Annotated in this window: 29 protein-coding genes, 3 tRNA genes and 1 riboswitch; of the genes, 21 read left to right on the top strand and 11 right to left on the bottom strand. The window is 56.9% G+C overall.

Going from position 1 to position 25,794, the window contains the following annotated elements; genetic code table 11:
- From pduJ to pduA, 8 genes are read right to left on the bottom strand one after another with little or no spacing between them, the layout of a single operon-like run.
- On the bottom strand, positions 1-276 hold the full coding sequence (pduJ, locus tag FN037_RS14800) for a propanediol utilization microcompartment protein PduJ (RefSeq protein ID WP_001057755.1): 276 nt from the start codon (positions 274-276) through the stop codon (positions 1-3).
- 18 nt (positions 277-294) lie between these two features.
- Positions 295-645, bottom strand: coding sequence for a glycerol dehydratase reactivase beta/small subunit family protein (locus tag FN037_RS14795; RefSeq protein ID WP_138360124.1), 351 nt, complete (start codon positions 643-645; stop codon positions 295-297).
- Positions 635-2,467, bottom strand: a complete 1,833-nt coding sequence (locus FN037_RS14790) for a diol dehydratase reactivase subunit alpha (RefSeq protein ID WP_142502556.1) — start codon at positions 2,465-2,467, stop codon at positions 635-637. The genes FN037_RS14795 and FN037_RS14790 overlap by 11 nt, the downstream gene beginning before the upstream one ends.
- Before the next feature lie 15 nt (positions 2,468-2,482).
- Positions 2,483-3,010, bottom strand: a complete 528-nt coding sequence (gene pduE, locus FN037_RS14785; RefSeq protein WP_138360122.1) for a propanediol dehydratase small subunit PduE — start codon at positions 3,008-3,010, stop codon at positions 2,483-2,485.
- 14 nt (positions 3,011-3,024) lie between these two features.
- Positions 3,025-3,684, bottom strand: a complete 660-nt coding sequence (gene pduD / locus FN037_RS14780; protein ID WP_138360121.1) for a propanediol dehydratase medium subunit PduD — start codon at positions 3,682-3,684, stop codon at positions 3,025-3,027.
- A 10-nt stretch (positions 3,685-3,694) separates the two neighbouring features.
- Positions 3,695-5,359 carry a propanediol dehydratase large subunit PduC gene (gene pduC, locus FN037_RS14775; RefSeq protein ID WP_138360120.1) on the bottom strand — a complete coding sequence of 555 codons (1,665 nt, stop codon included), beginning with the start codon at positions 5,357-5,359 and terminating at the stop codon, positions 3,695-3,697.
- Between the two features lie 18 nt (positions 5,360-5,377).
- On the bottom strand, positions 5,378-6,190 hold the full coding sequence (gene pduB, locus FN037_RS14770; RefSeq protein ID WP_138360119.1) for a propanediol utilization microcompartment protein PduB: 813 nt from the start codon (positions 6,188-6,190) through the stop codon (positions 5,378-5,380).
- Positions 6,187-6,471 carry a propanediol utilization microcompartment protein PduA gene (gene pduA, locus FN037_RS14765; RefSeq protein WP_138360118.1) on the bottom strand — a complete coding sequence of 95 codons (285 nt, stop codon included), beginning with the start codon at positions 6,469-6,471 and terminating at the stop codon, positions 6,187-6,189. Before pduA ends, pduB begins: the two co-directional genes overlap by 4 nt.
- A gap of 524 nt (positions 6,472-6,995) precedes the next feature.
- Here pduA and pduF point away from each other — a divergent pair.
- The 21 genes from pduF (at position 6,996) to cobT (ending at position 25,387) form a co-directional block, all read left to right on the top strand.
- Positions 6,996-7,796, top strand: a complete 801-nt coding sequence (gene pduF / locus FN037_RS14760; RefSeq protein ID WP_138360117.1) for a propanediol diffusion facilitator PduF — start codon at positions 6,996-6,998, stop codon at positions 7,794-7,796.
- Between the two features lie 188 nt (positions 7,797-7,984).
- Complete coding sequence (gene pocR, locus FN037_RS14755; RefSeq protein WP_138360116.1) at positions 7,985-8,896, top strand: transcriptional regulator PocR; 912 nt, start codon at positions 7,985-7,987, stop codon at positions 8,894-8,896.
- Between the two features lie 298 nt (positions 8,897-9,194).
- Positions 9,195-9,497: riboswitch (cobalamin riboswitch) on the top strand.
- Between the two features lie 87 nt (positions 9,498-9,584).
- Positions 9,585-10,964, top strand: coding sequence for a cobyrinate a,c-diamide synthase (locus tag FN037_RS14750; protein WP_142502555.1), 1,380 nt, complete (start codon positions 9,585-9,587; stop codon positions 10,962-10,964).
- Positions 10,961-11,920: an adenosylcobinamide-phosphate synthase CbiB gene (gene cbiB, locus FN037_RS14745; RefSeq protein ID WP_142502554.1), complete on the top strand. Its 960-nt coding sequence runs from the start codon at positions 10,961-10,963 to the stop codon at positions 11,918-11,920. The genes FN037_RS14750 and cbiB overlap by 4 nt, the downstream gene beginning before the upstream one ends.
- A 10-nt stretch (positions 11,921-11,930) precedes the next feature.
- The gene (locus tag FN037_RS14740; protein ID WP_138360113.1) at positions 11,931-12,563 is read left to right on the top strand and encodes a cobalt-precorrin-8 methylmutase; all 633 of its coding nucleotides are present in this window, start codon (positions 11,931-11,933) and stop codon (positions 12,561-12,563) included.
- Positions 12,560-13,699 carry a cobalt-precorrin-5B (C(1))-methyltransferase CbiD gene (cbiD, locus tag FN037_RS14735; RefSeq protein WP_138360112.1) on the top strand — a complete coding sequence of 380 codons (1,140 nt, stop codon included), beginning with the start codon at positions 12,560-12,562 and terminating at the stop codon, positions 13,697-13,699. The genes FN037_RS14740 and cbiD overlap by 4 nt, the downstream gene beginning before the upstream one ends.
- Positions 13,693-14,298 (top strand): cobalt-precorrin-7 (C(5))-methyltransferase, encoded by a 606-nt coding sequence (locus tag FN037_RS14730; protein ID WP_138360111.1) that lies wholly within the window; start codon positions 13,693-13,695, stop codon positions 14,296-14,298. Before cbiD ends, FN037_RS14730 begins: the two co-directional genes overlap by 7 nt.
- Positions 14,288-14,857, top strand: a complete 570-nt coding sequence (locus tag FN037_RS14725) for a decarboxylating cobalt-precorrin-6B (C(15))-methyltransferase (RefSeq protein WP_142502553.1) — start codon at positions 14,288-14,290, stop codon at positions 14,855-14,857. The genes FN037_RS14730 and FN037_RS14725 overlap by 11 nt, the downstream gene beginning before the upstream one ends.
- Positions 14,850-15,623, top strand: a complete 774-nt coding sequence (locus FN037_RS14720; RefSeq protein WP_142502552.1) for a cobalt-precorrin-4 methyltransferase — start codon at positions 14,850-14,852, stop codon at positions 15,621-15,623. Before FN037_RS14725 ends, FN037_RS14720 begins: the two co-directional genes overlap by 8 nt.
- Positions 15,604-16,659, top strand: coding sequence for a cobalt-precorrin 5A hydrolase (gene cbiG, locus FN037_RS14715; RefSeq protein WP_138360108.1), 1,056 nt, complete (start codon positions 15,604-15,606; stop codon positions 16,657-16,659). The genes FN037_RS14720 and cbiG overlap by 20 nt, the downstream gene beginning before the upstream one ends.
- Positions 16,659-17,384 (top strand): precorrin-3B C(17)-methyltransferase, encoded by a 726-nt coding sequence (locus FN037_RS14710; protein WP_138360107.1) that lies wholly within the window; start codon positions 16,659-16,661, stop codon positions 17,382-17,384. The genes cbiG and FN037_RS14710 overlap by 1 nt, the downstream gene beginning before the upstream one ends.
- Entirely contained in the window at positions 17,381-18,166 is a 786-nt protein-coding gene (locus FN037_RS14705; RefSeq protein WP_138360106.1) for a cobalt-precorrin-6A reductase, read from the top strand. The genes FN037_RS14710 and FN037_RS14705 overlap by 4 nt, the downstream gene beginning before the upstream one ends.
- Before the next feature lie 10 nt (positions 18,167-18,176).
- Positions 18,177-18,971 (top strand): sirohydrochlorin cobaltochelatase, encoded by a 795-nt coding sequence (cbiK, locus tag FN037_RS14700; protein WP_138360105.1) that lies wholly within the window; start codon positions 18,177-18,179, stop codon positions 18,969-18,971.
- Positions 18,968-19,681, top strand: a complete 714-nt coding sequence (locus tag FN037_RS14695; protein WP_138360104.1) for a cobalt-factor II C(20)-methyltransferase — start codon at positions 18,968-18,970, stop codon at positions 19,679-19,681. Before cbiK ends, FN037_RS14695 begins: the two co-directional genes overlap by 4 nt.
- Positions 19,678-20,415 carry a cobalt ECF transporter S component CbiM gene (gene cbiM / locus FN037_RS14690; RefSeq protein ID WP_138360103.1) on the top strand — a complete coding sequence of 246 codons (738 nt, stop codon included), beginning with the start codon at positions 19,678-19,680 and terminating at the stop codon, positions 20,413-20,415. Before FN037_RS14695 ends, cbiM begins: the two co-directional genes overlap by 4 nt.
- Position 20,416: 1 nt before the next feature.
- Positions 20,417-20,698 (top strand): energy-coupling factor ABC transporter substrate-binding protein, encoded by a 282-nt coding sequence (locus tag FN037_RS14685; RefSeq protein WP_138360102.1) that lies wholly within the window; start codon positions 20,417-20,419, stop codon positions 20,696-20,698.
- Positions 20,685-21,362 (top strand): energy-coupling factor ABC transporter transmembrane protein, encoded by a 678-nt coding sequence (locus tag FN037_RS14680; protein ID WP_138360101.1) that lies wholly within the window; start codon positions 20,685-20,687, stop codon positions 21,360-21,362. The genes FN037_RS14685 and FN037_RS14680 overlap by 14 nt, the downstream gene beginning before the upstream one ends.
- A gap of 8 nt (positions 21,363-21,370) precedes the next feature.
- Positions 21,371-22,186: an energy-coupling factor ABC transporter ATP-binding protein gene (locus FN037_RS14675; protein ID WP_142502551.1), complete on the top strand. Its 816-nt coding sequence runs from the start codon at positions 21,371-21,373 to the stop codon at positions 22,184-22,186.
- On the top strand, positions 22,183-23,706 hold the full coding sequence (locus FN037_RS14670) for a cobyric acid synthase (protein WP_142502550.1): 1,524 nt from the start codon (positions 22,183-22,185) through the stop codon (positions 23,704-23,706). Before FN037_RS14675 ends, FN037_RS14670 begins: the two co-directional genes overlap by 4 nt.
- Complete coding sequence (gene cobU / locus FN037_RS14665) at positions 23,700-24,245, top strand: bifunctional adenosylcobinamide kinase/adenosylcobinamide-phosphate guanylyltransferase (protein WP_138360098.1); 546 nt, start codon at positions 23,700-23,702, stop codon at positions 24,243-24,245. Before FN037_RS14670 ends, cobU begins: the two co-directional genes overlap by 7 nt.
- An 86-nt stretch (positions 24,246-24,331) precedes the next feature.
- Positions 24,332-25,387, top strand: coding sequence for a nicotinate-nucleotide--dimethylbenzimidazole phosphoribosyltransferase (gene cobT, locus FN037_RS14660; protein WP_142502549.1), 1,056 nt, complete (start codon positions 24,332-24,334; stop codon positions 25,385-25,387).
- 94 nt (positions 25,388-25,481) lie between these two features.
- Here cobT and FN037_RS14655 read toward each other — a convergent pair.
- The 3 genes from FN037_RS14655 to FN037_RS14645 form a co-directional block, all read right to left on the bottom strand.
- Positions 25,482-25,558, bottom strand: a tRNA-Met gene (locus FN037_RS14655).
- Positions 25,559-25,593: 35 nt separating this feature from the next.
- Positions 25,594-25,670: transfer RNA gene (locus tag FN037_RS14650), tRNA-Met, on the bottom strand.
- A 34-nt stretch (positions 25,671-25,704) separates the two neighbouring features.
- A tRNA-Met gene (locus FN037_RS14645) sits at positions 25,705-25,781 on the bottom strand.
- Positions 25,782-25,794 lie beyond the last annotated feature (13 nt).

Below are 25,794 nucleotides of genomic sequence, written 5' to 3'. Positions count from 1 at the left end.
TCAGGCGGATTTCGGTAAAATGGCCTCAACATCGCTGTGTGGACGCGGAATAACGTGGCAGGATTTCACCTCGCCAACCACGCTTGCCGCCGCGCTGCCTGCATCCACCGCTGCTTTTACCGCGCCGACATCGCCGCGAACCATCACGGTAACCAGGCCAGAGCCAATTTTTTCGTAACCCACCAGTTGCACGTTGGCGGATTTCACCATCGCATCGGCGGCTTCAATCGCGCCAACCAGGCCTTTTGTTTCAACCAGTCCCAGTGCGTTGTTCATTCTGCTGTTCTCCTGTGTTTAAGCATGGAGATCCCGAAAAGGGATCCCTTTGACCAGCCGTGCCGCGTTATTACCGGTATTGCGTTGGGCCTGACTGTCCTGATTAAGCATCAGCGTAAAAAGCGGCGCGGATGCGGGTAAATTCTTGTAGTGCACGGCCAGCGAGTGCCGATCGCAGGCAATGCCCACCAGCAGCGGGGAGCAACGTGCCGCCTGCCAGGCGTTATCAACCACCTCTCCGGCAACGGCGCGCTGGATCCGGAAAGGAATACCTTCCTCTTCAATGCCCAGCAGCACTTCGTTCCAGAGGTTGATACAGTCGCCGATGGCGATAATGACGATTGCCGGAACGCCGGGATTACTGTCCATGAGCAAACTCCTTATGCCAGGAGAGAATCAGCCCGGTGGCGACCGCATTTCTCGGGCCTTCTGTGCCGCGAATATTTCCCCGCCCGGCCACCAGCCGGTAGTGCGCCAGCGCATCGGTGACCAGTTGCGGGATTTCAAAATCCAGCGACGAGCCGCCAACCAGCACCACGAAAGGAATATCGCGGATGTTGCCGGTCGGGCTGACCTGACGCAGGGCGCGCAGCGCGTTAGTGACAAAGACGCGTTCTTTGGCGCTACGGCGAATGGCGCGCACTTTTTCCAGCGCTAAATCGCCGGGTAATGGAACCAGTTCGTCCGGTTTCACCACGCAGACGCGAGCGAATACGGCGGGAGCCAGCGGCGTCGGGAAGAACTGCACGCTGCCGTCCTCGTGACGTAAATGGAACAGGCTTTCCACTTTGGCCAGCGGGTATTTCTTAATCTCTTCCGCCAGATAGCGATCTTCCAGACCCAGTTCACGGGCAATGATCATGGTGACCATGTCGCCAGCCCCGGCGAGATGAGTGGCGGTGATGTCGCCTTTTGGGGTAATAATTGAGGCATCGGTGGAGCCTGCGCCGAGATCAAGAATCGCCAGTGGTCGGGTTGTGCCCGGCGTCGTCAGCGCGCCCAGAATGGCGGCCTCAGCCTCTGCGCCGCCGATCTGCACATCAATATTGAGTTTTTGCTCAATTTCGCGGGCAATCAGCGCCATCTGCAGACGATCTGATTTCACCATTGAGGCGATGCCGACGGCCTGTTCCAGCGAGAACTCCCCGGCAAGGCCGCCGGTGACGCTGACCGGTACCGACGTATCGACAGCCAGCAGATCCTGAATGAAAATTTCGCTGCTGGGTTTATTCGTCAGTTCAGCCATGGTCTGGCGCACATGCTCCAGCATGCCGCCGATATTGGTCCCCGCTTCACCAGTGACGTTATCCAGCTTACTGCAACCTTCAACCGCTCTCATGATGGCGTCGGCACCGGCGGCAACATCCACACGCACGGTTCTGCCTTGCGACAACAGTTCCAGATTACCAGCCGGTATCGCCCGCGCTTTGACGTCGCCGGAGGGGGTTTTGACCACTACGGCGGAACGGTTGCCGATCAGGGCGCGCGCCATCGGTACGATGTTTTTGGTCTCATCGGCGTTGAGGTTAAATACGGTAGCGATACCGTAAGGATTGGAGAGGGTTTCGATAATTTTCCCCGGAACGGCGACTTCAATCGCTGCCAGCATACCCAGTGGAATTCGGTCGATGTAGAGCACTTCATCGACAATGGGCAGCGGTTTTTCCAGCCGGTTGCTGACCAGCACGCCGTCGTCACGCTGCAAAATGACGCCGGTGATTTGATATCCAGCGCGCGCGGAGGCGTTAATCATATTGGCGACATCGGCGAAATCGAACGTCGATGACACCACGAGGATATAGGGCGTATCCGCCGCGCGCGTTAACAGCTCCTCTGGTGTAATGGTGATACCTACGCCAAGCCCCGCGCCGCCTGGCGTTTTCGGGTTATGGCCAATCATTGTCGATTCGGTGATGATGGTTTCGGTAATGGTTTCCATCGCCACATCGCCAATCACCGGCGTGGCTTCATTAATGCGAATGAGTGAAATATCGCTGACATTGATCCCGGCGCGCTGCGTGACGAGAGAGAGCGCTTCCTTAATGCCGAACACGTTACGCAACGTGCCTTTGATGCCGGTGGTTTCCGCCAGCGCACTGTGCGTTATCGTCAGTACGCCAGCCTCATCCTGAGTCGCCAGCGCGACTTCTGTTGATGAGTTACCTATATCAATGCCAGCTATATATCGCATCGTATATCCCTGATGTTAATCGTCGCCTTTAAGTTTTTTACGCTCGACGTACAGCACCGCCGCTTCACGCACGAAAGCTGCGCAAATCTTTGCCTGATAACGGTTTTCGAGATCGTCGGCGATGGCGAGAAGCTCTTCTTTCGTGGAACGGTACGGACGCAGAGCGTTATAGATTTCAAGAATGCGATCATCCGGTACGGCGGTCAGTTCGGCGGCACGCTCAAAGTTCATTGCCAGCCGGTCGCGGCCTGCATCTTTGGCGATAGACGCCTGTAAACGCAGGGTTTCCGGAGTAATACGCATATCCTGCGCGGTGACTTTATTGCTCAGCACGTTTTCCAGCGTGAAGTCGTCCAGCGTTTTATTGGTGGCGGTTTTCACCCATTCCGGATGCTTATTGGCCAGCGGATAGTCGCTGACCTTAGCGTTACGGACCGTGCCGCTTTCTGTCGGGGGCAGGGTTGACGCTGATGTTTCCCCCTGCAGGCTGTTCATACGGCTCAAGACGTCGCGAACCATTGATTCAATTGCGTCGGTATTCATGGGGTTATCCTTTATCAAAGCGCCACGCGCAGTTCCTGCGGGTTTTTGCCTGTCACGACATACTTCGTCTCTTTAATGTGCAGAATGGCGGATTTCGCCTGGTACTTCGGGCGCGCCATCTGGTCATTCAGCGTTGGGACCGGCTGCGGTGATTCACGTTTCGCATAGCGAGCGGCGTTTTTACCAATCTGACGGTAGGTTTCCAGCGTCAGCAGCGGCGCCTGGGGGAATAACTCCAGATTAGAGAGCGGCGGTAGCCCCTGTTGATGGATTACCGTGGTGCCTTTCGACTGGATGCCGATGGAGATGCCTGAACCGCTCAGGCGATTGCCCTCAACGGCGACAAACGCCACGTCAGAAGATTTAAAACAGCGAATGACGCGCGCCTTAATGCCTTCTTCTTCGATACCGGCAATCAATTCGCGCAAAATGCTTTTATGCGGCAGGCCAACGATGTTCACGGTTTGCGACAGGCCGAACGCCGGGCCGACGGCAATAATCACTTCATCTTGTTGTGTCCCCTGTTTGGCCTCGCCAATTTCCGTCAGAAAACTGTCACCTTGCGGTGAGTTTGCTGCCGCTGGCGCATTAAACGAGACGGGTTTATCGCTGCCCTTCATCTCGCTGAGCACGTCTTCAATTATCTGGCGCAGCAATTTTTCATTAATTTCCATTTCTCACCCCTTAATCAATCTCGTTGGGATCAAGCGCGCCAGGGATGTTTTTAATCTCTTCCCAGCGTTCGCCCTGCAGGCGATAACCCGTTGCCGGACCGGCGTAGTCGTTGACGTCGTTAACCGCAGAGAGCACTTGTCCGTCGCCGACGATAATGGCGGAGGTGTGCAGATAGTCGCCGGTCAGCTTGGCTTTCTGGATATTGAGCATGTCCTGGGCAACGTCAGGGAATCCGCCCTGCGCCAGCGCTTTCACCACTTCCAGACCGTTACGGTTTTTATTGATAATTTCCTGGGCGAACTTGATGTCTTCGACGATGTTGCGTTCTGGCATATCCTTCGAACCGTGGGCGTAGGTTGCGGCTTCAACTTCTTCATCGGTAATCGGCGGCAGCCCCATTCCGGCAAACACGGCCTGCAGGGCGCGAGCGGCTTTATTACGGATGGCGATAACATCTTCTTCGCGGACTGGACGCAGACCGCCGTCCACTTTCAGGTCACGCTGGATTACGTTGTAGTCGTCAAAGTCTTCGGCATCTTCGTTAGAACCGGCGAACATGTTGTCGTAGTTCGGTACGGCGGAGTAACCGGAGGAGATAAAGTCGGTGCCCGGCAGGAACTGCATCAGCAGGCGTGCGGTACGGCGCATATCGGAGTGGGTGAAGGTCTGGTCGTTACTGGAGGCGCATTCCAGATCCAGCGCGGAGCAGATCAGGTTTTCCGCCAGTACGGCGCGAATGCCTGACGGCACGGCAGAAGGAACGCCGATGCAGCTGACAGAACCGTTCTGTAGGCCCTGAACGCCTGCGGCTTTGGTGATGTAGATACAGCGGGCTTCCAGATAGAGCATGGATTTGCCTTCGGCATAGCCCATCTGCACTTCGGAACCGGAGCCGGAAGTGAAGCGCATTTTCAGGCCGCGGGAGGCATAAGAAGAGGCGAGGAAACCTTTTGACCAGGGCGTATCGTCGCCATCGGTAAAGACCGGTTCAGTACCATAGACGGAAATGGTTTCGGCGTAACAGGTGTGACCCAGCATACCGAGCTTCAGTTCGGTGGCTTCCTCCAGTGAACACTGCGTTAATACACCTGGACGACCGACCTGGGAGCCCACCAGCAGCGCGATAGCATTGAACGGGGCGTAGCGCGCGACCGCAACCGTTGTCTCTTGCTCATCAAACCCCCGCCACGCGCCTTCGGCGGCATCGGCGGCAATCTGAACCGGGTTGTCTTTCACGTTGGTGACGTGCGCCTGCTGAGACGGCGTGCGGCGTGCGCGCATTTTCTGCATCGCCATCATCATCTCAACAACGTTCATATGCGACACGACTTCAACAATTTTCGCCGGCGTCATCGCGGTAGTCAGCGGTACGATTTCGCTACGCTGTATGTTGGGGTCACACAGCATATTCGCCAGTTTGACCGAATCCATCGCCATCACTTCTTCGGCGCGCTTCAGGTTGATGCCGTAGCGGGCGATAAAGTGGTCAATCAGGTCAAATTTGCTAACGGGTTTTCCATCCAGCTCAGTGACCGCGCCGTTAACGATTTTAATCGACGGTTTTGGGTCGTTCGGGCTTTCCATTGCAATAAAGCCTTCCTCGATCCACTCCTTAACAAAGCCGTCCTGATTCACAGGGCGTTTCGCCAGTGCTTCAAATCTTTTCGATCTCATGAATCAGCCTCGTAAGTATCAGATATAGGACGGGCGATCGTTTTTCGGTTCATCACCAAGGGTCGCAAGGACAGTTTTGCCGATTTCGCGGGCGGAGCTAACCGCCTGACGCACCGCGCCGGAGTCGCCGGAAATCACCAGAATGGCTTCGTTGCTGAAGCTCGTGCCGTGCGCCGGTGAGCTGTAAGCGACCACTTCAACATTGGCGGATTTCAGGGCGGTATCCGCCATCAACACGCCAATGGAAGCGGGCGCGCCGACAATCACACCGCAGGCACGGCCAATCGGCGCGCCAAAGGCCTTTTCCAGCGCGTAGCTGGCGCGGGCGGTGTATTGCAGCTCGATATGTCCGGCTTCATTGGCGTATACATCGCCAAAAGTGCGGTCGAGTTCTTTCAGCGCGACTTCGATACCGCGCTTCACGTCCGAAACATCATTGCCGCCTAAAATAATCAGCGAGCCGTGGCCTGCGCCGCCTTTGGTATCGCGGGGAAGTTCAATGCTGACCACTTCGGTGTTGGTGGCTTTTACCGCCTCATCGGCAGCCATAATGTGCGGGCCTGCGCCAGTGCGCGCGCCGAGAATGCCGATGGAGCGGTAGCGTTTTTCCAGCTTCATCGCTTCCAGTAAGGCGCTGTCCACATTAGCGATCACCAGACCGACGGTGTCGCCAATGGCGGTGCCGACAAATTCCGTTAAACTGCAGCTTTTTTCTGCCATAGCCGTCTCTCGTGTTGGGTGGGTTTCTTCAGGAATGGCCGTTTGTTCCGGTGTTGCCACACGGGCAATTACCTGCGCCATGATCTGTTCCACCAGTTCATTGCTGCTCATTGGCTAATTCCCTTCGGTAAGATTTTTTCTACGTCGGTATGAGGGCGTGGGATGACGTGTACGGCTTTCACTTCACCCACGTTGCGCGCGGCGGCGGCGCCTGAGTCGGTTGCCGCTTTTACTGCGCCAACGTCCCCGCGAACAATTACCGTCACCAGACCGGAGCCAATTTTTTCGTAGCCGACTAACATCACATTGGCTGACTTCACCATTGCGTCTGCGGCCTCTATGGCTGCGGTTAAGCCCTTGGTTTCTACCATTCCTAATGCTTCTTGTTGCATAAAGACCTCGCATGGAGTGTTCCGATAGTTGGAACTATAAGAAGATGTGAAGAAAAAGAATGGCTGAGTTGAATTTGATGGCGAAAAAATAGTGGTTTTTTAATAGTATAAAATTGCTGCATTGAATTATATCAAGTTGATATTTAGTATATTTTTTATTTATTTAAATATGAATATTTCGTTTTTCATATTCCATATTTACAAATTTGTTCATGACGATTTTAATTTTGTCTGCTATGCGAGAAAGTTGATTTGTGATGCTGATTGGAAAATGGTGAGTTGATTGCAGCAATATTTTTACATGCCAATGTAAGCGGCGTTATGGCAAAAAACATGAGTGAATCATGCGGTCCACGCTTATTTAATAGCAATAATTTGTTATTGCTGCCTGAATTTTCCGGAGGCCCTTCCAGCAGGTTGCCAATAATTTGCTGAAGGGAGTTCATATAGTGATGATGGTTGTACTCTACTGCCAGCAGGATGTTGGCTGGTCAGGACACGAACCCTGCTAAGAAGGTGTCACAATGAACGATTCATTAAAAGCGCAATGTACCGCCGAGTTTCTGGGCACCGGGCTGTTTTTGTTTTTCGGTATCGGCTGCCTGTGCGCGTTGAAGGTGGCGGGAGCAAGCCTCGGACTGTGGGAGATTTGCATTATTTGGGGGCTGGGGATCTCGCTTGCCGTGTATCTGACTTCGGGGATATCGGGCGCGCATCTCAACCCGGCTGTGACCGTCGCGTTATGGTTATTTGCCTGTTTTCCGGGACGCAAAGTGTTCCCCTATATTGTTTCACAGGTCGCGGGCGCCTTTGGCGGCGCGGTGCTGGCCTATATGCTTTACAGCACGGTGTTTACTGAGTTTGAAGCGACGCACCATATTGTACGCGGTAGCGTAGAAAGTCTACAACTGGCGAGCATTTTCAGCACGTACCCTGCGGCGTCGCTGAGCGTCTGGCATGCCGCGCTGGTTGAAGTGGTGATCACTTCTATGTTGATGGGGATGATAATGGCGCTGACCGACGACGGTAACGGCGTGCCGAAAGGGCCTCTGGCCCCCTTGCTGATCGGCATTCTGGTGGCGGTTATTGGTGCTGCCACCGGGCCGCTGACGGGATTTGCAATGAATCCTGCGCGCGATTTTGGACCGAAACTGTTTACATGGATGGCTGGTTGGGGTGATATCGCGATGACCGGTGGAAGGGATATTCCCTACTTTATTGTGCCGATTATTGCGCCATTAATCGGCGCCTGTCTGGGCGCGGCTATCTATCGTTATCTGATTGGCAATAATTTACCGTGTAATACCTGCAAATTAGAGGAGTAATGTATCCGTTGAAATAGCCGAAAATTTTCATGAACCGGTATCACGAACTGGCCAAAAACGTCTCCCACGGATGGGGGACTTTTGCTATCGTATTATTCTTTTATCGTTGCCGGTAAATGATGATGAAAGGGAAAAAATATTAAAGAAATGTTTTGTTTATAACAAAAAATTAACTGAGAGGTTTTATCATGATTTCTGCGAGTACATTGAACTCAGAACTCATTAATAAAATCGCACAGGATTTTGCCCAGGCCACGAGTCTGGCGGTTGTGGTGGTCAATATTCACGGTGATGAAATCTCTGAATTATTTAATTTTACTCCTTTCTGCCAGCTCATGCGTCAGCACCCTCAGCTCAGCGCTCGCTGTCGGATGAGCGACCGTTGCGGCGGCCTTGAGGCCTCAAAAACCGATCAGCTCTGTATCTACCGTTGTCACGCCGGGCTAACGGATTTTTCCATCCCTCTGGTGATCGCCGGGCATCTTGTGGGGTTTGTTCTGTGCGGGCAGGTTCGTTTAAGTAACGATGTTGAACTGGTCGATATTCTGAACGTGGACAACCGCTGGAAGGCCGAGCCGGAACTGGTTAAAGCATTCCGCGACGTACCGGAGATGGACTACTCAAGGGTGATTGCTTCCGCTGATTTACTGAAGCTGATTGTAGAAAACTGCCTTAAAAAACAACTTAATTTCGTGGTGATTAAAGATAATCCGCAGCAGCCTGAACCCGCGCGCGCCGGCCGGGTCGCCAGCCCTCACGACAGTAAAATGAAGAAGGCGCTGCGCTATATTGATGCTCATCTTTCAGATGAGCTGCGTCTTGAGGACGTGGCCGCTCACGTGTATCTCAGCCCCTACTACTTCAGTAAGCTGTTCAAAAAATATCAGGGGATTGGCTTTAATGCCTGGGTTAACCATCAGCGGATGGTGAGCGCCAAAGAGCTGCTGTGTCACAGCGACTGGAGTATCGCCAGCATTGCGCGGAATTTAGGTTTTTCGCAAACCAGCTATTTTTGCAAAGTTTTTCGTCAGGCCTATCAGGTGACCCCGCAGGCTTATCGCCAGCAAATTAATGCCAGATCACAAACTGAGCCATTTTAAATGGCAATATTTTGTTATTGCCGATTTTTGCTATCTCTCTGTATCTGGCTCATTATAAAATGAAAAAATCTCATTCAGAGCAATAAATTGTCATAGCGCAACAAAATAATAATGAGCGCGCGATAAGCTGCACCAGTTTTTATTTATTTGATCAGATAGAGTGTTGTCAGAGGAATTTTTTTTCGCACCATCGGTAGAGCAATCAAACTGCCGATGCAATTAAACGCGGCGGGAGCCATTCTGCTTCCGCAAGATGTTCCGGCAATGATTCGCGCGATGTTCAATCCGCCTCGAATCATGACGGATTAAACTGACAGGCGCCAGGGAAGGGGGTGGAAATCCCCCGCAGCCCCCGCTGCTGTGATGCTGACGAACCCATATATACGCTGATTCGCTCTCGTTGTAGGGAAAACGGTTAACCGTTTTGCACAGTGTTTGCCCGGTTTCATAACGGCGTGCCTCATCAATGAGGCCTGCCATGCAGAAGCCAAAGCGCATACAACGTGAAGTGTGGCAGGTATAAACCACTGATCGCGAGATTGGGAAGGATGGGAGAGGACGACGCTAAGCCAGAAGACCTGCCTGTCGGTGATAACCAACAACTTCGGTGGGAAGTGGGTTGCTCAGATGCGTACGGTCGAAAGACCGGGGATGCACGCAGCCCTACCACTTTGTACAGGATCGGGGTATGGCGGCCAGGCAACACGCATTTATTCTCGCAGGAACCAGCAGCGGATGTGGGAAAACTACGATCACGCTCGGTTTGCTCAGCCTGTTAAAGCAGCGTGGAATGCGGGTTCTGCCCTGTAAAGTCGGCCCGGATTATCTTGATACCGGCTGGCATACCGCCGTCAGCGGTATCCCTTCCCGCAATCTCGACAGCTTTATGCTCCCGGAACCGGTTCTCAACGCGCTGTTTTGTGAACAGATGCGGCAGGCGGATATTGCGGTAATCGAAGGCGTGATGGGGCTTTATGACGGCTTCGGCAGCGACCCGAACGACTGCAGTAGCGCTGCGATGGCTAAGCAGCTTGGATGCCCGGTGATTTTACTGGTCGATGGCAAAGCGGTTTCCACCTCCATCGCTGCCACGGTGATGGGGTTTCAGCATTTTGATCCCACTCTTAATATTGCTGGCGTTATTGTCAATCGCGTCAATAGCGAAACCCATTATCAATTGCTGAAAAGCGCCATCGAGCGCTATTGCGCGCTGCCCGTTCTCGGCTATGTGCCGCGGGTGGAGGGCGTCGAACTGCCCGAACGGCATCTGGGGCTGGTCACTGCCCGCGAATCTCTGATTAATCAGCAGGCGTGGCGCGATTTTGCCTGGACGCTGGGGCGAACCCTGGACATTGAACGGCTTCTCGATCTCAGCCAGCTCTCCGCTCTACCCACCGGCGAGTGGCCGGAACTGCCGTCGCCTGAAGCCGGAACGGGCTTGACTCTGGCGCTGGCTGAGGATGAAGCCTTCAACTTTTATTACCCGGATAACCTCACGCTGCTTGAACGCTGTGGCGTCAATATTGTGCGCTTTAGTCCGCTGCACGATAGCCAGCTTCCGTCGTGCCAGATGATTTGGCTCGGCGGTGGATACCCTGAAATTCATGCCGCCGCGCTGGCGGCGAATAGACCAATGCTGGAGCAACTGCGGGCGGCGCATCGGCGCGGCGTCGCTATCTATGCTGAATGCGGCGGTCTGATGTATCTCGGCAGCACCCTTGAAGACGCCAGCGGGGAAATGTATTCAATGGTTAATCTCATTCCCGGCCATAGCAAGATGGGCAAGCGGCTTACCCGCTTTGGCTACTGCGAGGCCCGGGCAATGTGGCAAACGCTGCTGGCGGCACCCGGCGAAATCCTGCGCGGGCATGAGTTCCACTATTCGGATTTTATCCCGGAAACGCCGGCGGCGCTGGCCTGCCGCAAGGTTCGCGATGGCATGACGCTCCGGCAGTGGACAGGCGGCTGGCAGGTTGGAAACACGTTCGCCAGCTATTTGCACCTGCATTTTGCCCAGCGTCCCACCATGCTCAACCACTGGCTGGCTACCGCAAGGAGCGTTCTATGACGTTGCTGGCCTGGTGCGTTGCCTGGATCCTCGATTTTATTATCGGCGATCCGCAGAGCTGGCCGCATCCGGTGCGCTGGACGGGCAACCTTATCGCCATCGTTCAGCGCGCCGTGCGCCGTTGCTGCCGTAGCGATTTTGCCTTACGTATTGGCGGCGGAGTGATGTGTCTGGTGGTGGTCGGGCTGACATGGGGTGTTTCCTGGGGGGTATTGACGCTGGCGCAGATGATCCATCCGTGGTTTGGCTGGGCGGTTGAGGTGTGGATGATTTTTACCGTGCTGGCCGGACGCTGCCTGGCGCAGTCGGCGAGGGAGGTCGAGCGCCCGTTGCGCGCGGGCGATTTGGCCGCAAGCCGTATCAAGCTTTCATGGATTGTCGGGCGCGACACCTCGCAGCTCCAGCCGCCGCAAATTAATCGCGCGGTGGTGGAGACGGTGGCGGAAAATACCGTCGACGGTATTATCGCGCCGCTTTTCTTCCTGCTGCTGGGCGGCGCGCCGCTGGCGATGGCCTATAAAGCGATCAATACCCTTGACTCAATGGTTGGTTATAAGCATGAAAAATACCGCGCCATCGGCATGGTCAGCGCCCGCCTCGATGATGTCGCAAATTTTATCCCCGCCCGACTGAGCTGGCTGCTGATCGGCATCGCCGCTTTCCTCTGCCGCGAAGCAGGTGGCCGCGCACTCCAGATTGGCTGGCGCGACCGCTATAACCATAGCAGCCCGAACTGCGGCTGGTCGGAAGCCTCTGTCGCCGGGGCGCTCGGTATCCGGCTGGGCGGCCCTAACAATTACTTTGGTCAGCGTGTGGAGAAGCCGTGGATCGGCGACGCGACGCGCGATATTTCCGTAGATGACATTTCCCGAACGATTCGATTGATGTGGGTGGCTTCGACCCTGGCGCTGGCATTGTTTATGGCGGTGCGATACTGGCTGGTCGGCGTAGCCTGAGGACAAATAAATGCACTATATCCAGCAACCGCAGGCGATTGAGGCGAAAAGCTTCGACATTATTGGCGAGATTATTGCCGAAACGCGGCCAGACTACCGCTTCGCCAGCCCATTGCATGAAGCCATTATCAAGCGGGTAATTCACACCACCGCCGACTTTGACTGGCTGGATATTCTGTGGTTTTCGCCTGACGTGCTTGAGCGCCTTAGCGCTGCGCTAAGTCGGCCTTGCGTTCTGTATACCGACACCACCATGGCGCTGTCGGGAATTAATAAAACCCTGCTGGCTCAATCCGGCGGCGAGTGCCGCTGCTATATCAGCGATCCGCGTGTGGTGGCCGCGGCAAAAGCGCAGGGGATGACCCGCTCGATGGCGGCGGTGGATATCGCGGTTGCCGAAGAAGGGGAGAAAGTTTTTGTTTTCGGCAATGCGCCCACCGCGCTGTTTCGCCTGCTTGAGCATGATGTCGCGGTCAACGGTGTCATCGGCGTGCCGGTTGGTTTTGTCGGCGCGGCGGAGTCGAAAGCGGCTCTTACGCAGAGCGGTTTGCCCGGTATCGCCGCGCTGGGGCGTAAAGGCGGCAGCAACGTCGCCGCCGCTATCGTCAACGCGATTCTATATCACCAGCAGGGGGCGCGATGAGCGAACAATCCTTTGACTCCCCGGTGTGGCATAACGGGAAGGCATTACGTAAAGGCTATACCACCGGCTCCTGCGCGACGGCGGCGGCAAAGGTCGCGGCGCTGATGGTGATGCGCCAGCACCTGATCCACCAGGTCTCGATCATTACCCCCTCCGGCGTGACGCTGTGTCTTAACGTTGAGTCGCCGCACGTCGAAGGGCAGCAGGCGATTGCCGCGATCCGCAAAGACGGCGGCGACGATGTTGACGCCACTCACGGGATGCTGATTTTCGCCCGCGTGACGCTCAATGATTCCGGAGAGATAACGCTGCGCGGCGGTGAGGGCGTCGGTACCGTAACCCGCAAGGGGATTGGTCTGCCTGTCGGCAGCCCGGCGATTAACCGTACCCCGCGCCATACTATCGAGTCGGCGGTACGTGAAGCGATTGGCCCGTCGCGCGGGGCAGAAGTGGAAATATTCGCGCCGGAAGGCGAGGCAAGGGCGCAGAAAACCTATAACTCTCGGCTCGGTATTTTAGGCGGCATATCAATTATCGGCACCACCGGTATTGTGACGCCGATGTCAGAGGAGAGCTGGAAGCGTTCGCTTTCTCTGGAACTGGAGATCAAGCGTGCGGCGGGCCTGGATCGCGTGGTGCTGGTGCCAGGCAACCACGGCGAGCGTTTCGTTCGTGAGCAGATGGGTATTGATGCTCAGGTGGTCGTCACCATGAGCAACTTCGTCGGCTACATGATCGAAGAGGCGGTACGCCTGGGATTCCGCCAGATTGTGCTGATCGGCCACCCAGGTAAGCTGATTAAAATTGCCGCCGGGATTTTTCATACTCACAGCCATATTGCCGATGCGCGGATGGAAACGTTAGTCGCACACCTGGCGCTGCTGGGCGCGCCGTTGGAACTTCTGCGGCAGGTGAGCGAATGCGATACCACCGAAGCGGCGATGGAGCATATCGACGCATACGGTTTCCATCATATCTATAACCATCTTGCGGAGCGCATTTGCCAGCGAGTGACGCAGATGCTGCGTTTTACCAGAACGCCGCCCACCTGCGACGCCATCATGTTCTCTTTTGATAACAACGTGCTCGGCAGCAATCGCCCGGTCGCTGAGATTGCGCGGGAGCTCTCATGTTAACGGTCGTCGGCATGGGCCCGTCAGGCCTGCATCTGATGACGCCTGCGGCGCAGGAAGCGGTCGCCGCGGCGGACGCGCTGGTGGGCGGCAAGCGGCATTTGCAGCAGTTCCCGGCGTTTCATGGGGAGCAGTTCGCGTTGGGCGCCAATATCGCGGAATTGCTGGCGTGGCTTGGCGAGCGTGAAGAGCGGCAGGTGGTGGTGCTGGCCTCCGGCGATCCGCTGTTTTACGGCATCGGCACGCGGCTGATTGCCCATTTTGGCATCGAACGTGTGCGCATTATTCCCGGTATCAGCGCGGTGCAATATCTGTGCGCGCGCGCCGGAATCGATATGAATGATATCTGGCTGACCAGCAGCCACGGGCGAGAGGTCTGTTTTGATGAGCTGGCGCGCCACCGCAAGGTTGCGATGGTGACCGACGGGCGCTGCGGACCGCGCGAAATCGCTGCGCAACTGATGGCGCGGGGCAAAGGGTATCGCTGGATGGTAATTGGCGAAAATCTGGCAATGAATAACGAGCGGATCCACTGGCTGCCGGTCAGTGAGGTCGATGGCGAATATGAAATGAACGCAGTGGTGATCCTCGATGAAAGATGAGCTTTTTCTGCGCGGCGAAAATGTGCCGATGACCAAAGAGGCCATTCGCGCGCTGGCGCTGGCCAGACTTGATCTGCACCGGGCAAGCCACCTGATTGATATTGGCGCCGGTACCGGCAGCGTATCGATTGAGGCGGCGCTACAGTTCCCCTCGCTACAGGTGACGGCAATCGAACGCAACCCTGCAGCTTTGCAACTGCTCGACGAAAACCGTCAGCATTTCGCCTGCGGCAACATTGAGATCCTGCCTGGAGACGCACCGATGGTGATGACTGAACGGGCGGACGCCATTTTTATGGGCGGCAGCGGCGGCCAGCTTGAGGAACTGATTGACTGGTCCTGGCAGCAGCTCTACCCCGGAGGCCGTCTGGTAATGACCTTTATTTTGCAGGAAAACCTGAACGCAGCCCTCGACTATCTGAAACAGAGGGGTATCAAACGGGTTGATTGCCTGCAGCTAAACGTCTCATCGCTGACCGCACTTGGCAGCGGACACTACTTCAAACCCAATAATCCTGTTTTTGTGATTGCCTGTCAGAAGGAAGAAAACCATGGCTGAGACATTTGATCCGCGTTGCGTGTGGTTCGTTGGCGCGGGGCCTGGCGACCGTGAGCTGATTACGCTTAAGGGCTATCGATTGTTGCAGCAGGCCCGGGTAGTGATTTATGCCGGGTCACTGATTAATACCGAACTGCTGGAGTATTGCCCTGAAAGCGCTGAGTGTCACGACAGCGCCGAACTGCATCTGCAACAGATTGTCGACCTGATGGAAGCGGGCGTAAAAGCCGGGAAAACGGTGGTGCGTTTACAAACCGGGGATGTGTCGCTGTACGGCTCGGTACGAGAACAGGGCGAAGAGCTGACCAAACGCGGTATCGACTGGCAGGTGGTACCGGGGGTGAGCGCCTTTTTAGGCGCGGCGGCTGAACTGGGGGTCGAGTACACGGTTCCGGAGGTCTCCCAGAGCCTGATCATTACGCGTCTTGAAGGGCGCACGCCGGTGCCGGAACGAGAACAGCTTGAAGCGTTCGCCAGCCACCGGACCTCAATGGCCATTTATCTCTCCGTGCAGCGCATTCACCGGGTGGCGGAGCGCCTGATTGAAGGCGGCTATCCGGCGACTACGCCAGTTGCCGTTATCTATAAAGCGACCTGGCCGGAAAGCCAGACCGTGCGCGGTACATTGACCGATATCAGCGACAAAGTGCGCGATGCGGGTATCCGTAAAACGGCGCTCATTCTGGTCGGGAATTTCCTGGGCGCGGAGTATCACTACTCAAAACTCTATGCAGCGGACTTTAGCCATGAATACCGTAAAGCCTGAATCTATCGCTCTCTTCTGCCTGACGCCCGGTGGCGTGACCCTGGCGAAACGGCTGGCGGCGATGTTGCCGCTAACCTGCTTTACCAGTGAGAAGCTGCTGGAAGAGGGGTTTTCCCCCTTTGAAAATGGTTTCGCCAACGCCGCGCGCGAGGCTTTCAGCAGCTATTCGGCGCTGATTTTTATCGGTGCGACCGGTATCGCGGTACGCGTGCTGGCCCCGCTGGTTAACGACAAGTTCAGCGACCCGGCGGTGGTAGTGATTGATGAACGCGGTCAGCATGTTATCAGCCTGCTTTCCGGCCATGCGGGCGGCGCTAATGCGTTGAGCTGTTATCTGGCAGGCATGCTGGGCGCCGATCCGGTGATCACCACCGCGACCGATATCAATAATATGGCGGCTCTGGATACGCTGGCATTTCAGCTTAATGCGCGGATGACCGACTTCCGCGCGGCGGTGAAAATCGTCAACCAGATGCTGGTCAGCCATCAGCGCGTCGGGCTGTGGTGGGATGAGGAGCTTGATGAAGATGTCCGTCATTGCGATCGGCGCGGGTTTATCACTGTCTCGGACCTGCATCAGCTTCCGGAACTGGATGCGCTGATCTGCATCACGTTGCGTAACGAACTGCCGGATATTGCCGTACCGCACTGGAAACTGGTGCCGCAGCGGGTCGTCGCCGGGATTGGCTGTCGTCGCGACACGCCGTTCCCGCTGCTGGCGGCGCTGCTGGCGCGCCAGCTTGAGGCGCAGCGGCTCGATCCACTGGCCCTGAAAGCGATTGGCAGCGTCACGCAGAAGAAACATGAACAGGGGCTGATTCAACTTGCCTCCTGCTGCCGCGTGCCGTTTGAAACCTTTACTGCTGATGCTCTGCGTGAGTACGAGCATCATTTTCCCGCGTCATCGTTCGTCAGAAAAACCGTCGGCGTGGGGAGCGTATCTGGTCCGGCGGCCTGGCTGCTCAGCCACGGACAACTATTAGGGGAAACCCTGCGCGAACAGGGCGTCACGATTACTTTGGGAGTTTCACACTGATGTTAAGCGTAATTGGAATAGGCCCTGGTGCACAGGCAATGATGACGATGGAGGCCATTGAGGCATTACAGGCGGCGGAAATAGTCGTTGGCTATAAAACCTATACCCATCTGGTGAAAGCCTTCACCGGCGACAAGCAGGTGATCAAGACCGGAATGTGCAAAGAGATTGAACGCTGCCAGGCGGCGATTGAACTGGCGCAGGCCGGGCATAACGTGGCGCTGATCAGCAGCGGCGATGCGGGGATTTATGGCATGGCGGGGCTGGTGCTGGAGCTGGTCAGCAAGCAGAAGCTGGATCTTGAAGTGCGGCTCATTCCGGGGATGACCGCCAGTATCGCCGCCGCCTCGCTGCTGGGCGCACCGCTAATGCACGATTTCTGCCATATCAGCCTTAGTGACCTGCTTACTCCGTGGCCAGTGATTGAGAAACGTATTATCGCCGCCGGGGAAGCCGATTTCGTTATCTGTTTTTACAATCCGCGCAGCCGAGGCCGCGAAGGGCATCTGGCCCGTGCTTTTGAACTGCTGTCCGCCAGCAAAAGCGTGCAGACCCCCGTGGGCGTGGTGAAGTCGGCCGGGCGCAAAAAGCAGGAAAAATGGCTGACCACGCTCGGTGATATGGATTTTGAGCCGGTAGATATGACCAGCCTGGTGATCGTCGGCAACAAAGCCACCTACGTGCAGGATGGCCTGATGATCACCCCGCGAGGTTACGTGCTGTGAGTTACGGCGAAGTGCTGGTGATGGGCGGCACCAGCGACGCGCGGGCGCTGTGCCAGCAACTGGACGCGGCGCGGGTTAAATATACCCTGTCGGTGGCGACGGCGACCGGGAAACAGCTGGCGGGGGATCTTCAGGGGCAGGTGCGCTGCGGGCGCCTTGATCTGCAGGAGATGGTTGCCTGGCTGAAGGCTAATCGTACCCGCTGGGTGATTGACGCTTCGCATCCCTATGCTGAAGCGGTGAGCCGCAACATTATTCGCGCCTGTGCAGAGGCTGGCGTGCTGTTGAGCCGCTATCAGCGTCCTGAGCAGCTTAGCGGCCTGACGCACCCGCTACTTTATACGGTACGGAACATTGACGAAGCCTGCGAGGTCGCGCGGGGCCTTGGCCAGCGCGTGCTGTTGACCACCGGGAGTAAAGATCTGGCGCGCTGGCGCGCGGGGTTAGCCGGAAAAACGCTGCTGGCCCGCGTATTGCCTGTACCTGATGCCATCGCACAGTGTGCGGAGCTGGGCTTTGGCGTAAACGAGATCTTCGCGCTGTGCGGGCCGTTCAGCGCCGGGTTTAACGCCGCCTTTTATCGCCAGTGCCGGGCTGATGTGGTGATCACCAAAGCCTCCGGCGCGGAGGGCGGCTATCAGGAAAAAGTACAACCCTGTCTGGATGCCGGTATTCCCTGCATCGTGGTTACACGCCCGGCACCGCTGGTGACGGGAGAAGAGTTACTGGAAAGTCAGGCAGCCTTTGCCCGGCGCTTAGCGCGCTGGCTGGCCGCGGCTTAAGGAGTCAGAAATGAAAAAAGCGCTTCTGGTAGTCAGCTTTGGCACCAGCTATCCCGACACCTGTGAGAAAAACATTGTCGCCTGCGAGCGCGAACTGGCGGCCAGCTGTCCCGATCGCGATTTGTTTCGCGCTTTTACTTCCGGGATGATTATTCGCAAGCTCAAACAGCGCGACGGCATTGAGATCGATACGCCGCTGCAGGCTTTGCAGAAGCTGGCCGGGCAGGGCTACCAGGATGTGGCGATTCAGTCGCTACACATCATTAACGGCGATGAATATGAAAAGATCGTCCGTGAAGCGCAGAGTATGCGTCCGTTGTTTGCCCGCCTGACGCTGGGCGCGCCGCTGCTAAGCAGCCACGACGATTATCTCCAGCTGATGCAGGCGCTGCGCCAGCAGATGCCCGTGCTTACGACCAATGAAACAGTGGTGTTTATGGGCCACGGCGCCAGTCATCACGCCTTCTCCGCCTATGCCTGTCTGGATCATATGATGACGTCCCGGCGTTTTCCGGCGCGCGTTGGCGCGGTCGAGAGCTATCCCGAAGTCGATATTCTTATCGACAGCCTGCGCCAGCAGGGGGTGACCGGGGTTCACCTGATGCCGCTGATGCTGGTAGCGGGCGATCACGCCATCAATGATATGGCTTCTGATGAAGAAGATTCCTGGAAAACCTTGTTTAACGCTGCCGGTATTCCGGCGACGCCGTGGCTTAACGGGTTGGGAGAAAACCCGGCGGTGCGCGCGATGTTTGTCGCCCACCTGCGGCAGGCGCTGAATCAGGCAGTAGGGGAGGCGGCATGAACGGCAAACTGTATGCCCTGAGCACCGGGCCGGGCGCCTCCGATCTGATTACCGTCCGCGCGGCGCGGATTCTCGGCAAGCTGGATATTCTCTATGCCCCTGCCGGGCGTAAAGGCGGCGACAGCCTGGCCCTCTCCATCGTGCGCGAATATCTCGGCGAGCAGACTGAAGTGCGTTGCTGCCACTTTCCGATGAGTGCCGACAGCGCGGAAAAAGAGGCCGTATGGAACGCGGTGGCCGCCGCGTTAGTTCAGGAGGTAAAAGCGGGAAAACAGGTGGGGTTTATTACGCTTGGCGATGCCATGTTGTTCAGCACCTGGGTGTTTCTGCTCCAGCGTATCGGCGGCGCGGAATGGCTGGAGATTGTTCCCGGTGTGACCTCTTTCGCCGCCATCGCCGCGCGTGCAAAAACGCCGCTGGCGATGGAGCAACAGTCGCTGGCGGTGATCTCCTGCACCGCGCCGGAAGCGGAAATTGAACAGGCGCTGCGCCAGCACGACAGCCTGGTGCTGATGAAGGTCTACGGTCGTTTTGCGCGCATTAAATCGCTACTGAAAAAACTTGGCCTGCTGGATTCGGCATTGATGATGTCCGAAGCCACGCTGCCGGGCGAGCAGTGCTGGCGTCATCTGGATGAGGTGAGCGACGACCAGCCGCTGCCTTATTTCTCGACCATTATGGTCAATAAACAATGGGAGTATGCAGAATGAAACTTGAACAACAGCTAAAACAGCTGTCTTTCAGTGGGTTAGCTGCGGCGCTATTACTGATAGTGGTTCCCGAGCAAGCCTTCGCCATGCACATTATGGAGGGATTTTTACCGCCGATGTGGGCCCTTGCCTGGTGGGTGCTGTTTTTACCTTGCCTGTGGTACGGGCTGGTGCGCCTGCGGCGTATTGTGCAGGAAGATAATAATCAGAAGGTACTGCTGGCGCTGTGCGGGGCGTTTATTTTTGTTCTCTCGGCGCTGAAAATTCCTTCCGTCACCGGCAGTTGTTCGCACCCGACCGGCGTCGGTCTGGCGGTGATCCTCTTTGGCCCTGGCGTCGTGGCGATCCTCGGCGCGATCGTGCTGCTGTTCCAGGCGCTGCTGCTGGCACATGGCGGGCTGACAACGCTTGGCGCTAACGGTATGTCGATGGCGGTGATCGGGCCGGTGGTCGGCTATATGGTATGGAAAATGGCCTGCCGGGCGGGAATTCGCCGCGATGTCGGCGTCTTTCTCTGCGCGATGCTGGCGGATCTGGTGACCTACTTTGTGACCTCCGTGCAGCTTGGCGTCGCCTTCCCGGATCCGTCGACGGGGGCGATCGGCTCGATCGTTAAGTTTATGGGGATCTTCTGTCTGACGCAGATCCCGATCGCCATCGCTGAAGGGCTGTTAACCGTGATGATTTATGACCAGTTGACCAAACGTCGTCTGATTACCGCACAGGGGCATTAAGATGAAAAAGATGCTGATATTGTTAGCTATGGTTGTGGCGCTGGTGATCCTGCCGTTCTTTATCGATCACGGCGGTGAATTTGGCGGTTCGGACGGCGAGGCGGAAAGTCAGATTCAGGTTGTCGCCCCACATTATAAACCATGGTTCCAGCCGCTGTACGAACCGGCGAGCGGGGAAATTGAAAGTCTGCTGTTTACACTACAGGGCTCCCTGGGCGCGGCGGTGATTTTCTATATTCTGGGCTACACCAAAGGCAGACAACGCCGTGATGACCGGGTTTGACCGACTCAGCTACCAGAGTCGCTGGTTTCATGTGGCGCCAGAGCGCAAGTTCCTGTTCTGGCTGCTGCTGATGGTACTGGCCTTTACGCTGCCCCCGCTGGGGCAGGGGATTGAGATGGCGCTGGTCGCCGGGCTGACCTGCTGGCTGCTGCGGGTCTCGCCGCGGCGCTGGTGTCGCTGGATGGCGCTGCCGTTTGGTTTCTTGCTGGTCGGCGTGTTGACCATTCTGTTTAGTTTCAGTCACGATCCGCACACGCTATTGCTTAGCCTCCCGCTGGGAAATTACTGGCTGGGTATCACGTCGGCGGGGCTGACCACCGCCAATGAGACCTTCTGGCGCAGCCTGGCGGCGCTGGCATCAACCTTCTGGCTGGTGCTGAATCTGCCGTTTCCGCAGCTTATTTTGCTGCTCAAGCGCGGCCGGGTACCGCGATTGCTCACCGAGCAGATCCTGCTGACCTGGCGCTTTATTTTTATTTTGTTAGACGAAGCGCTGGCGATTCACCGGGCGCAAACTTTGCGCTTTGGCTACCGTAGCGTGCCGCAAGGCTATCGTTCGCTGGCGATGCTGGTGGGGCTACTGTTTACCCGGGTGATGTTCCGCTACCAACAAATGAGCACCACGCTGGATATCAAACTGTATCAGGGGGATTTTCACCTCTAAGGATAAGTATGCTTGCCACGACCGATCTCTGGTTTAGCTATCAGGATGCGCCGGTGTTGAAGGGCCTGACGCTGGATTTTTCCCGCCATGCGGTGACCGGGCTGGTGGGGGCGAATGGCTGCGGAAAATCCACGCTGTTTATGAACCTGAGCGGCTTGCTGCGCCCGCAAAAAGGAGCGGTATTATGGCAGGGAAAGCCGCTGGATTACAGCAAGCGCGGCCTGCTGGCGCTGCGTCAGCAGGTGGCCACCGTTTTCCAGGACCCGGATCAGCAAATTTTTTATACCGATATCGACAGCGATATCGCCTTTAGCCTGCGTAACTTAGGCGTCGCGGAGGATGACATCGCCCGCCGGGTAGACGATGCGCTGACTCTTGTTGATGCTCAGGGCTTTCGCCATCAGCCGATTCAGTGCCTGAGCCACGGGCAGAAAAAGCGCGTGGCGATAGCCGGGGCCCTGGTGCTGCAGGCGCGCTATTTACTACTGGATGAGCCAACGGCAGGTCTCGATCCTTCGGGGCGCGCGCAGATGATCGACATCATTAAGCGCATTGTCGATCAGGGTAATCACGTGGTGATCTCCAGCCACGATATCGATCTGATCTATGAGGTCAGCGATACGGTGTATGTTTTGCGTCGCGGTGAAGTGCTGGCGCACGGAGAGCCCGGCGAGGTATTTGCCCGCAGTGAGCTGATGGCGCAGGCCGGGCTGACCCAGCCGTGGCTGGTGAAGCTGCATGCGCAACTGGGGTTGCCGCTGTGTAAAACCGAAGAGGAGTTTTTTAAGCAGATGCGAAACCGCCCGATCAAGGAGGCGTTATGACGCTGGCAATTATGCTACAGGGCACCGCTTCCGACGTGGGTAAAAGCGTGCTGGTGGCGGGGCTGTGCCGTATTTTTTATCAGGACGGGCACCGTACTGCGCCGTTTAAATCGCAGAATATGGCGCTTAATTCAGGCATCACCCCGGATGGCAAAGAGATGGGGCGCGCGCAGATTTTTCAGGCAGAAGCTGCCGGGATCGCGCCGGATGTGCGTATGAACCCGGTGCTGCTGAAGCCGACCAGCGATCGTAAAGCGCAGGTGGTGCTCATGGGCAAGGTGGCGACCGATATGGACGCGGTGAGCTATCACGAATACAAGCCGCGCCTGCGCGAGCAGATCCTTTCAGTTTATAACAGCCTGGCCGCCGAGCATGATGTGCTGGTGCTGGAAGGTGCGGGTAGCCCGGCAGAGATCAATCTGCGCGATCGCGATATCGTCAATATGGGGATGGCCGAAATGGCGCAGTGCCCGGTGATCCTTGTGGCGGATATCGATCGCGGCGGCGTATTCGCCGCTATTTATGGCACTCTCGCGCTGCTGCATGAACATGAGCGTGCGCGGGTCAAAGGGGTGATTATTAATAAATTTCGCGGCGACGCGGCGCTGCTTCATTCGGGTATCGAGCAGATCGAAGCGCTGACCGGTGTCCCGGTGCTCGGCGTAATGCCGTGGCTGGATGTCGATCTCGAAGATGAGGATGGGGTGGCGCTGCAAAAAGGCAAATATCTGCGCACCGGCAGGCGTGATATTGACATTGCCGTGGTCCAGCTACCGCATATCTCCAATTTTACCGACTTCAACGCGCTGGCGGCGCAACCGGACGTACGTGTGCGTTATGTCCGTCATCCGCAGGAACTGGCGGATGCTGATCTGGTTATCCTGCCGGGCAGTAAAAATACGCTTGGCGATCTGGCCTGGCTGCGCGAAAGCGGTATGGCGCATGCGGTGCAGCAGGTTCAGCGTCAGGGAGTTCCGGTTCTGGGGATTTGCGGCGGTTATCAGATGCTTGGCGAAACCATAATTGATGAGGTGGAATCGGGGCTTGGCACACAGCCTGGGCTGGGATTGCTCAATACAGTGACCCACTTCGCACACCACAAAACCACTACCCAGGTAACGGCGACCATGGCGCCAGAACTGCCCGAATGGCTGGCGACAACGGCCGGTCTGTCCGTAAGCGGTTACGAAATCCATATGGGCGAGACCGAGCGGCATGACGGCAGCCGGGAGCTGGTGCATCTGCACAAGAATGGGATGACCGTGGCGGACGGCGCGGTCAGCGACGATGGCCTGGCGTTTGGCACCTATCTGCATGGCTTGTTTGACAGCGATGGGTTTACCCGCGCGCTGGTTAACGGCCTGCGCCAGCGGAAAGGGCTGGCCGCGCTGGATAGCGACGTTGAGTATGCGCACTACAAATCCCGGCAGTTCGATCTGCTGGCCGAGGCGATGCGCAAGCATATTGCTATCGAAAAAATTTACGCCATCATGCGCCAGCATCAGGAGCCGGTATGCTGACTTTAGTCACTGGAGGGGCGCGCAGCGGCAAAAGCCGCCACGCCGAAGCGCTGATCGCGCAGTCACCGCAGGTGTTATATATCGCCACGTCGCAGATTTTTGATGACGAAATGGCGGCGAGGATCCAGCATCACCGCGATGGTCGTCCCGCGCACTGGCGCACGGCAGAACGCTGGCAGCAGCTAGATGAGCTGATCACCGCGGATAACGATCCCGAAGAAGCTGTTTTGCTGGAATGCATCACCACGATGGTCACCAACCTGCTGTTCGCGCTGGGCGGCGACGATTCGCCTGACGACTGGGATTACGCCGCAATGGAGCGAGCTATTGACGGCGAAATCGCGGTACTGATTGCTGCCTGTCAGCGCTGCCCGGCCCACGTGGTGCTGGTTACCAACGAAGTGGGGATGGGGATCGTGCCGGAAAACCGTCTGGCTCGGCATTTCCGCGATATCGCCGGGCGCGTCAATCAACGCCTCGCGGCGGCGGCGGATGAGGTCTGGCTGGTGGTGTCGGGCATCGGCGTCAAAATTAAGTAAATCAACCGCTCCGGCATCTCTTTATTATCGGGAAGCTATTTTCCTGCTGGTTCAGCCTTGAGCCAGCCAACATGACGAGAATTTCTATGCACAGCTTAACTGCATTACTGGGTGCGATCCCCGCGCCTGATGAAAACGCGATGGCGAGCGCCCGTCTGCATATCGATGGACTGCTTAAACCGCCCGGAAGCCTTGGCCGCCTTGAAGATCTCGCCGTACAGCTGGCGGGGATGCCCGGCCTTAATGGCATACCGCAGGTGAAAAAGAAGGCGCTGTTGGTGATGTGTGCTGACCACGGCGTCTGGGACGAAGGCGTGGCGATTTCGCCAAAAGCGGTAACCGCTATTCAGGCCGCAAATATGACGCGAGGCAAGACCGGCGTTTGCGTGCTGGCCGCCCAGGCGGGGGCGAAGGTACATGTGATTGATGTCGGGATCGATGCTGAACCGATCCCTGGCGTTATCAACATGCGGGTAGCGCGCGGCTGCGGGAATATAGCCGTTGGCCCGGCAATGCGTCGCGGCCAGGCGGAAGAGCTGCTATTGGCGACGATGCTCTATACGCGCGAGCTGGCGCGGGACGGCGTGACCCTGTTTGGCGTCGGGGAGCTGGGAATGGCGAATACCACTCCGGCGGCGGCAATTGTCAGCGTCCTGACCGGCAGCGATGCGCAAGAGGTGGTGGGAATCGGTGCGAATTTGCCGTTGACCAGAATGAGCAACAAAGTAGCAGTGGTGCGCCGGGCTATCGCTGTCAATCAGCCCGATCCGCATGATGGCCTGGACGTTCTGGCGAAAGTGGGCGGTTTCGATCTTCTGGGGATGGCGGGTGTGATGCTGGGGGCGGCTTCCTGCGGGCTGCCGGTAGTGCTGGATGGCTTTTTGTCCTACGCGGCGGCGCTGGCGGCGTGCCAAATTGCACCGGAACTGAAACCCTATCTTATCCCTTCGCACTATTCGGCGGAGAAGGGAGCGCGTACGGCGCTGATGCACCTGGAGCTGGAACCGTATCTCAATATGGGAATGCGTCTGGGCGAGGGGAGCGGCGCGGCGCTGGCGATGCCGATCGTCGAGGCGGCCTGTGCGATATACCATGAGATGGGAATGCTGGCGGAGAGTAATATTGTATTGCCGCAGGGCTGAGAGGGGCGGGAGCGGCGGAAACCGTTCCCGGAGATATAGTGTGATTTTGCACAGTGCAGAAACAAAAAAACACCCTTAAGGGTGCTTGTAATGTTGGTTGCGGGGGCCGGATTTGAACCGACGACCTTCGGGTTATGAGCCCGACGAGCTACCAGGCTGCTCCACCCCGCGTCACCGTACTGCTTTTTACTTCATCAAATTTTGATTGGTTGCGGGGGCCGGATTTGAACCGACGACCTTCGGGTTATGAGCCCGACGAGCTACCAGGCTGCTCCACCCCGCGTCACCGTACTGCTTTTACTTCATCACATTTTAATTGGTTGCGGGGGCCAGATTTGAACTGACGACCTTCGGGTTATGAGCCCGACGAGCTACCAGGCTGCTCCACCCCGCGTCCGTGGATGCGC

It is taken from the genome of Klebsiella sp. 2680, from assembly GCF_900198535.1.
GTDB lineage: Bacteria > Pseudomonadota > Gammaproteobacteria > Enterobacterales > Enterobacteriaceae > Klebsiella > Klebsiella indica.
This window is presented reverse-complemented; position numbering and strand designations above follow the sequence as displayed.

Bases quoted from the DNA above. Each gene is read 5' to 3' on its own strand.
- pduJ (WP_001057755.1), bottom strand. From the start codon at position 276: ATGAACAACGCACTGGGACTGGTTGAAACAAAAGGCCTGGTTGGCGCG.
- FN037_RS14795 (WP_138360124.1), bottom strand. From the start codon at position 645: ATGGACAGTAATCCCGGCGTTCCGGCAATCGTCATTATCGCCATCGGC.
- FN037_RS14790 (WP_142502556.1), bottom strand. From the start codon at position 2,467: ATGCGATATATAGCTGGCATTGATATAGGTAACTCATCAACAGAAGTC.
- pduE (WP_138360122.1), bottom strand. From the start codon at position 3,010: ATGAATACCGACGCAATTGAATCAATGGTTCGCGACGTCTTGAGCCGT.
- pduD (WP_138360121.1), bottom strand. From the start codon at position 3,684: ATGGAAATTAATGAAAAATTGCTGCGCCAGATAATTGAAGACGTGCTC.
- pduC (WP_138360120.1), bottom strand. From the start codon at position 5,359: ATGAGATCGAAAAGATTTGAAGCACTGGCGAAACGCCCTGTGAATCAG.
- pduB (WP_138360119.1), bottom strand. From the start codon at position 6,190: ATGAGCAGCAATGAACTGGTGGAACAGATCATGGCGCAGGTAATTGCC.
- pduA (WP_138360118.1), bottom strand. From the start codon at position 6,471: ATGCAACAAGAAGCATTAGGAATGGTAGAAACCAAGGGCTTAACCGCA.
- pduF (WP_138360117.1), top strand. From the start codon at position 6,996: ATGAACGATTCATTAAAAGCGCAATGTACCGCCGAGTTTCTGGGCACC.
- pocR (WP_138360116.1), top strand. From the start codon at position 7,985: ATGATTTCTGCGAGTACATTGAACTCAGAACTCATTAATAAAATCGCA.
- FN037_RS14750 (WP_142502555.1), top strand. From the start codon at position 9,585: ATGGCGGCCAGGCAACACGCATTTATTCTCGCAGGAACCAGCAGCGGA.
- cbiB (WP_142502554.1), top strand. From the start codon at position 10,961: ATGACGTTGCTGGCCTGGTGCGTTGCCTGGATCCTCGATTTTATTATC.
- FN037_RS14740 (WP_138360113.1), top strand. From the start codon at position 11,931: ATGCACTATATCCAGCAACCGCAGGCGATTGAGGCGAAAAGCTTCGAC.
- cbiD (WP_138360112.1), top strand. From the start codon at position 12,560: ATGAGCGAACAATCCTTTGACTCCCCGGTGTGGCATAACGGGAAGGCA.
- FN037_RS14730 (WP_138360111.1), top strand. From the start codon at position 13,693: ATGTTAACGGTCGTCGGCATGGGCCCGTCAGGCCTGCATCTGATGACG.
- FN037_RS14725 (WP_142502553.1), top strand. From the start codon at position 14,288: ATGAAAGATGAGCTTTTTCTGCGCGGCGAAAATGTGCCGATGACCAAA.
- FN037_RS14720 (WP_142502552.1), top strand. From the start codon at position 14,850: ATGGCTGAGACATTTGATCCGCGTTGCGTGTGGTTCGTTGGCGCGGGG.
- cbiG (WP_138360108.1), top strand. From the start codon at position 15,604: ATGAATACCGTAAAGCCTGAATCTATCGCTCTCTTCTGCCTGACGCCC.
- FN037_RS14710 (WP_138360107.1), top strand. From the start codon at position 16,659: ATGTTAAGCGTAATTGGAATAGGCCCTGGTGCACAGGCAATGATGACG.
- cbiK (WP_138360105.1), top strand. From the start codon at position 18,177: ATGAAAAAAGCGCTTCTGGTAGTCAGCTTTGGCACCAGCTATCCCGAC.
- FN037_RS14695 (WP_138360104.1), top strand. From the start codon at position 18,968: ATGAACGGCAAACTGTATGCCCTGAGCACCGGGCCGGGCGCCTCCGAT.
- cbiM (WP_138360103.1), top strand. From the start codon at position 19,678: ATGAAACTTGAACAACAGCTAAAACAGCTGTCTTTCAGTGGGTTAGCT.
- FN037_RS14685 (WP_138360102.1), top strand. From the start codon at position 20,417: ATGAAAAAGATGCTGATATTGTTAGCTATGGTTGTGGCGCTGGTGATC.
- FN037_RS14680 (WP_138360101.1), top strand. From the start codon at position 20,685: ATGACCGGGTTTGACCGACTCAGCTACCAGAGTCGCTGGTTTCATGTG.
- FN037_RS14675 (WP_142502551.1), top strand. From the start codon at position 21,371: ATGCTTGCCACGACCGATCTCTGGTTTAGCTATCAGGATGCGCCGGTG.
- FN037_RS14670 (WP_142502550.1), top strand. From the start codon at position 22,183: ATGACGCTGGCAATTATGCTACAGGGCACCGCTTCCGACGTGGGTAAA.
- cobU (WP_138360098.1), top strand. From the start codon at position 23,700: ATGCTGACTTTAGTCACTGGAGGGGCGCGCAGCGGCAAAAGCCGCCAC.
- cobT (WP_142502549.1), top strand. From the start codon at position 24,332: ATGCACAGCTTAACTGCATTACTGGGTGCGATCCCCGCGCCTGATGAA.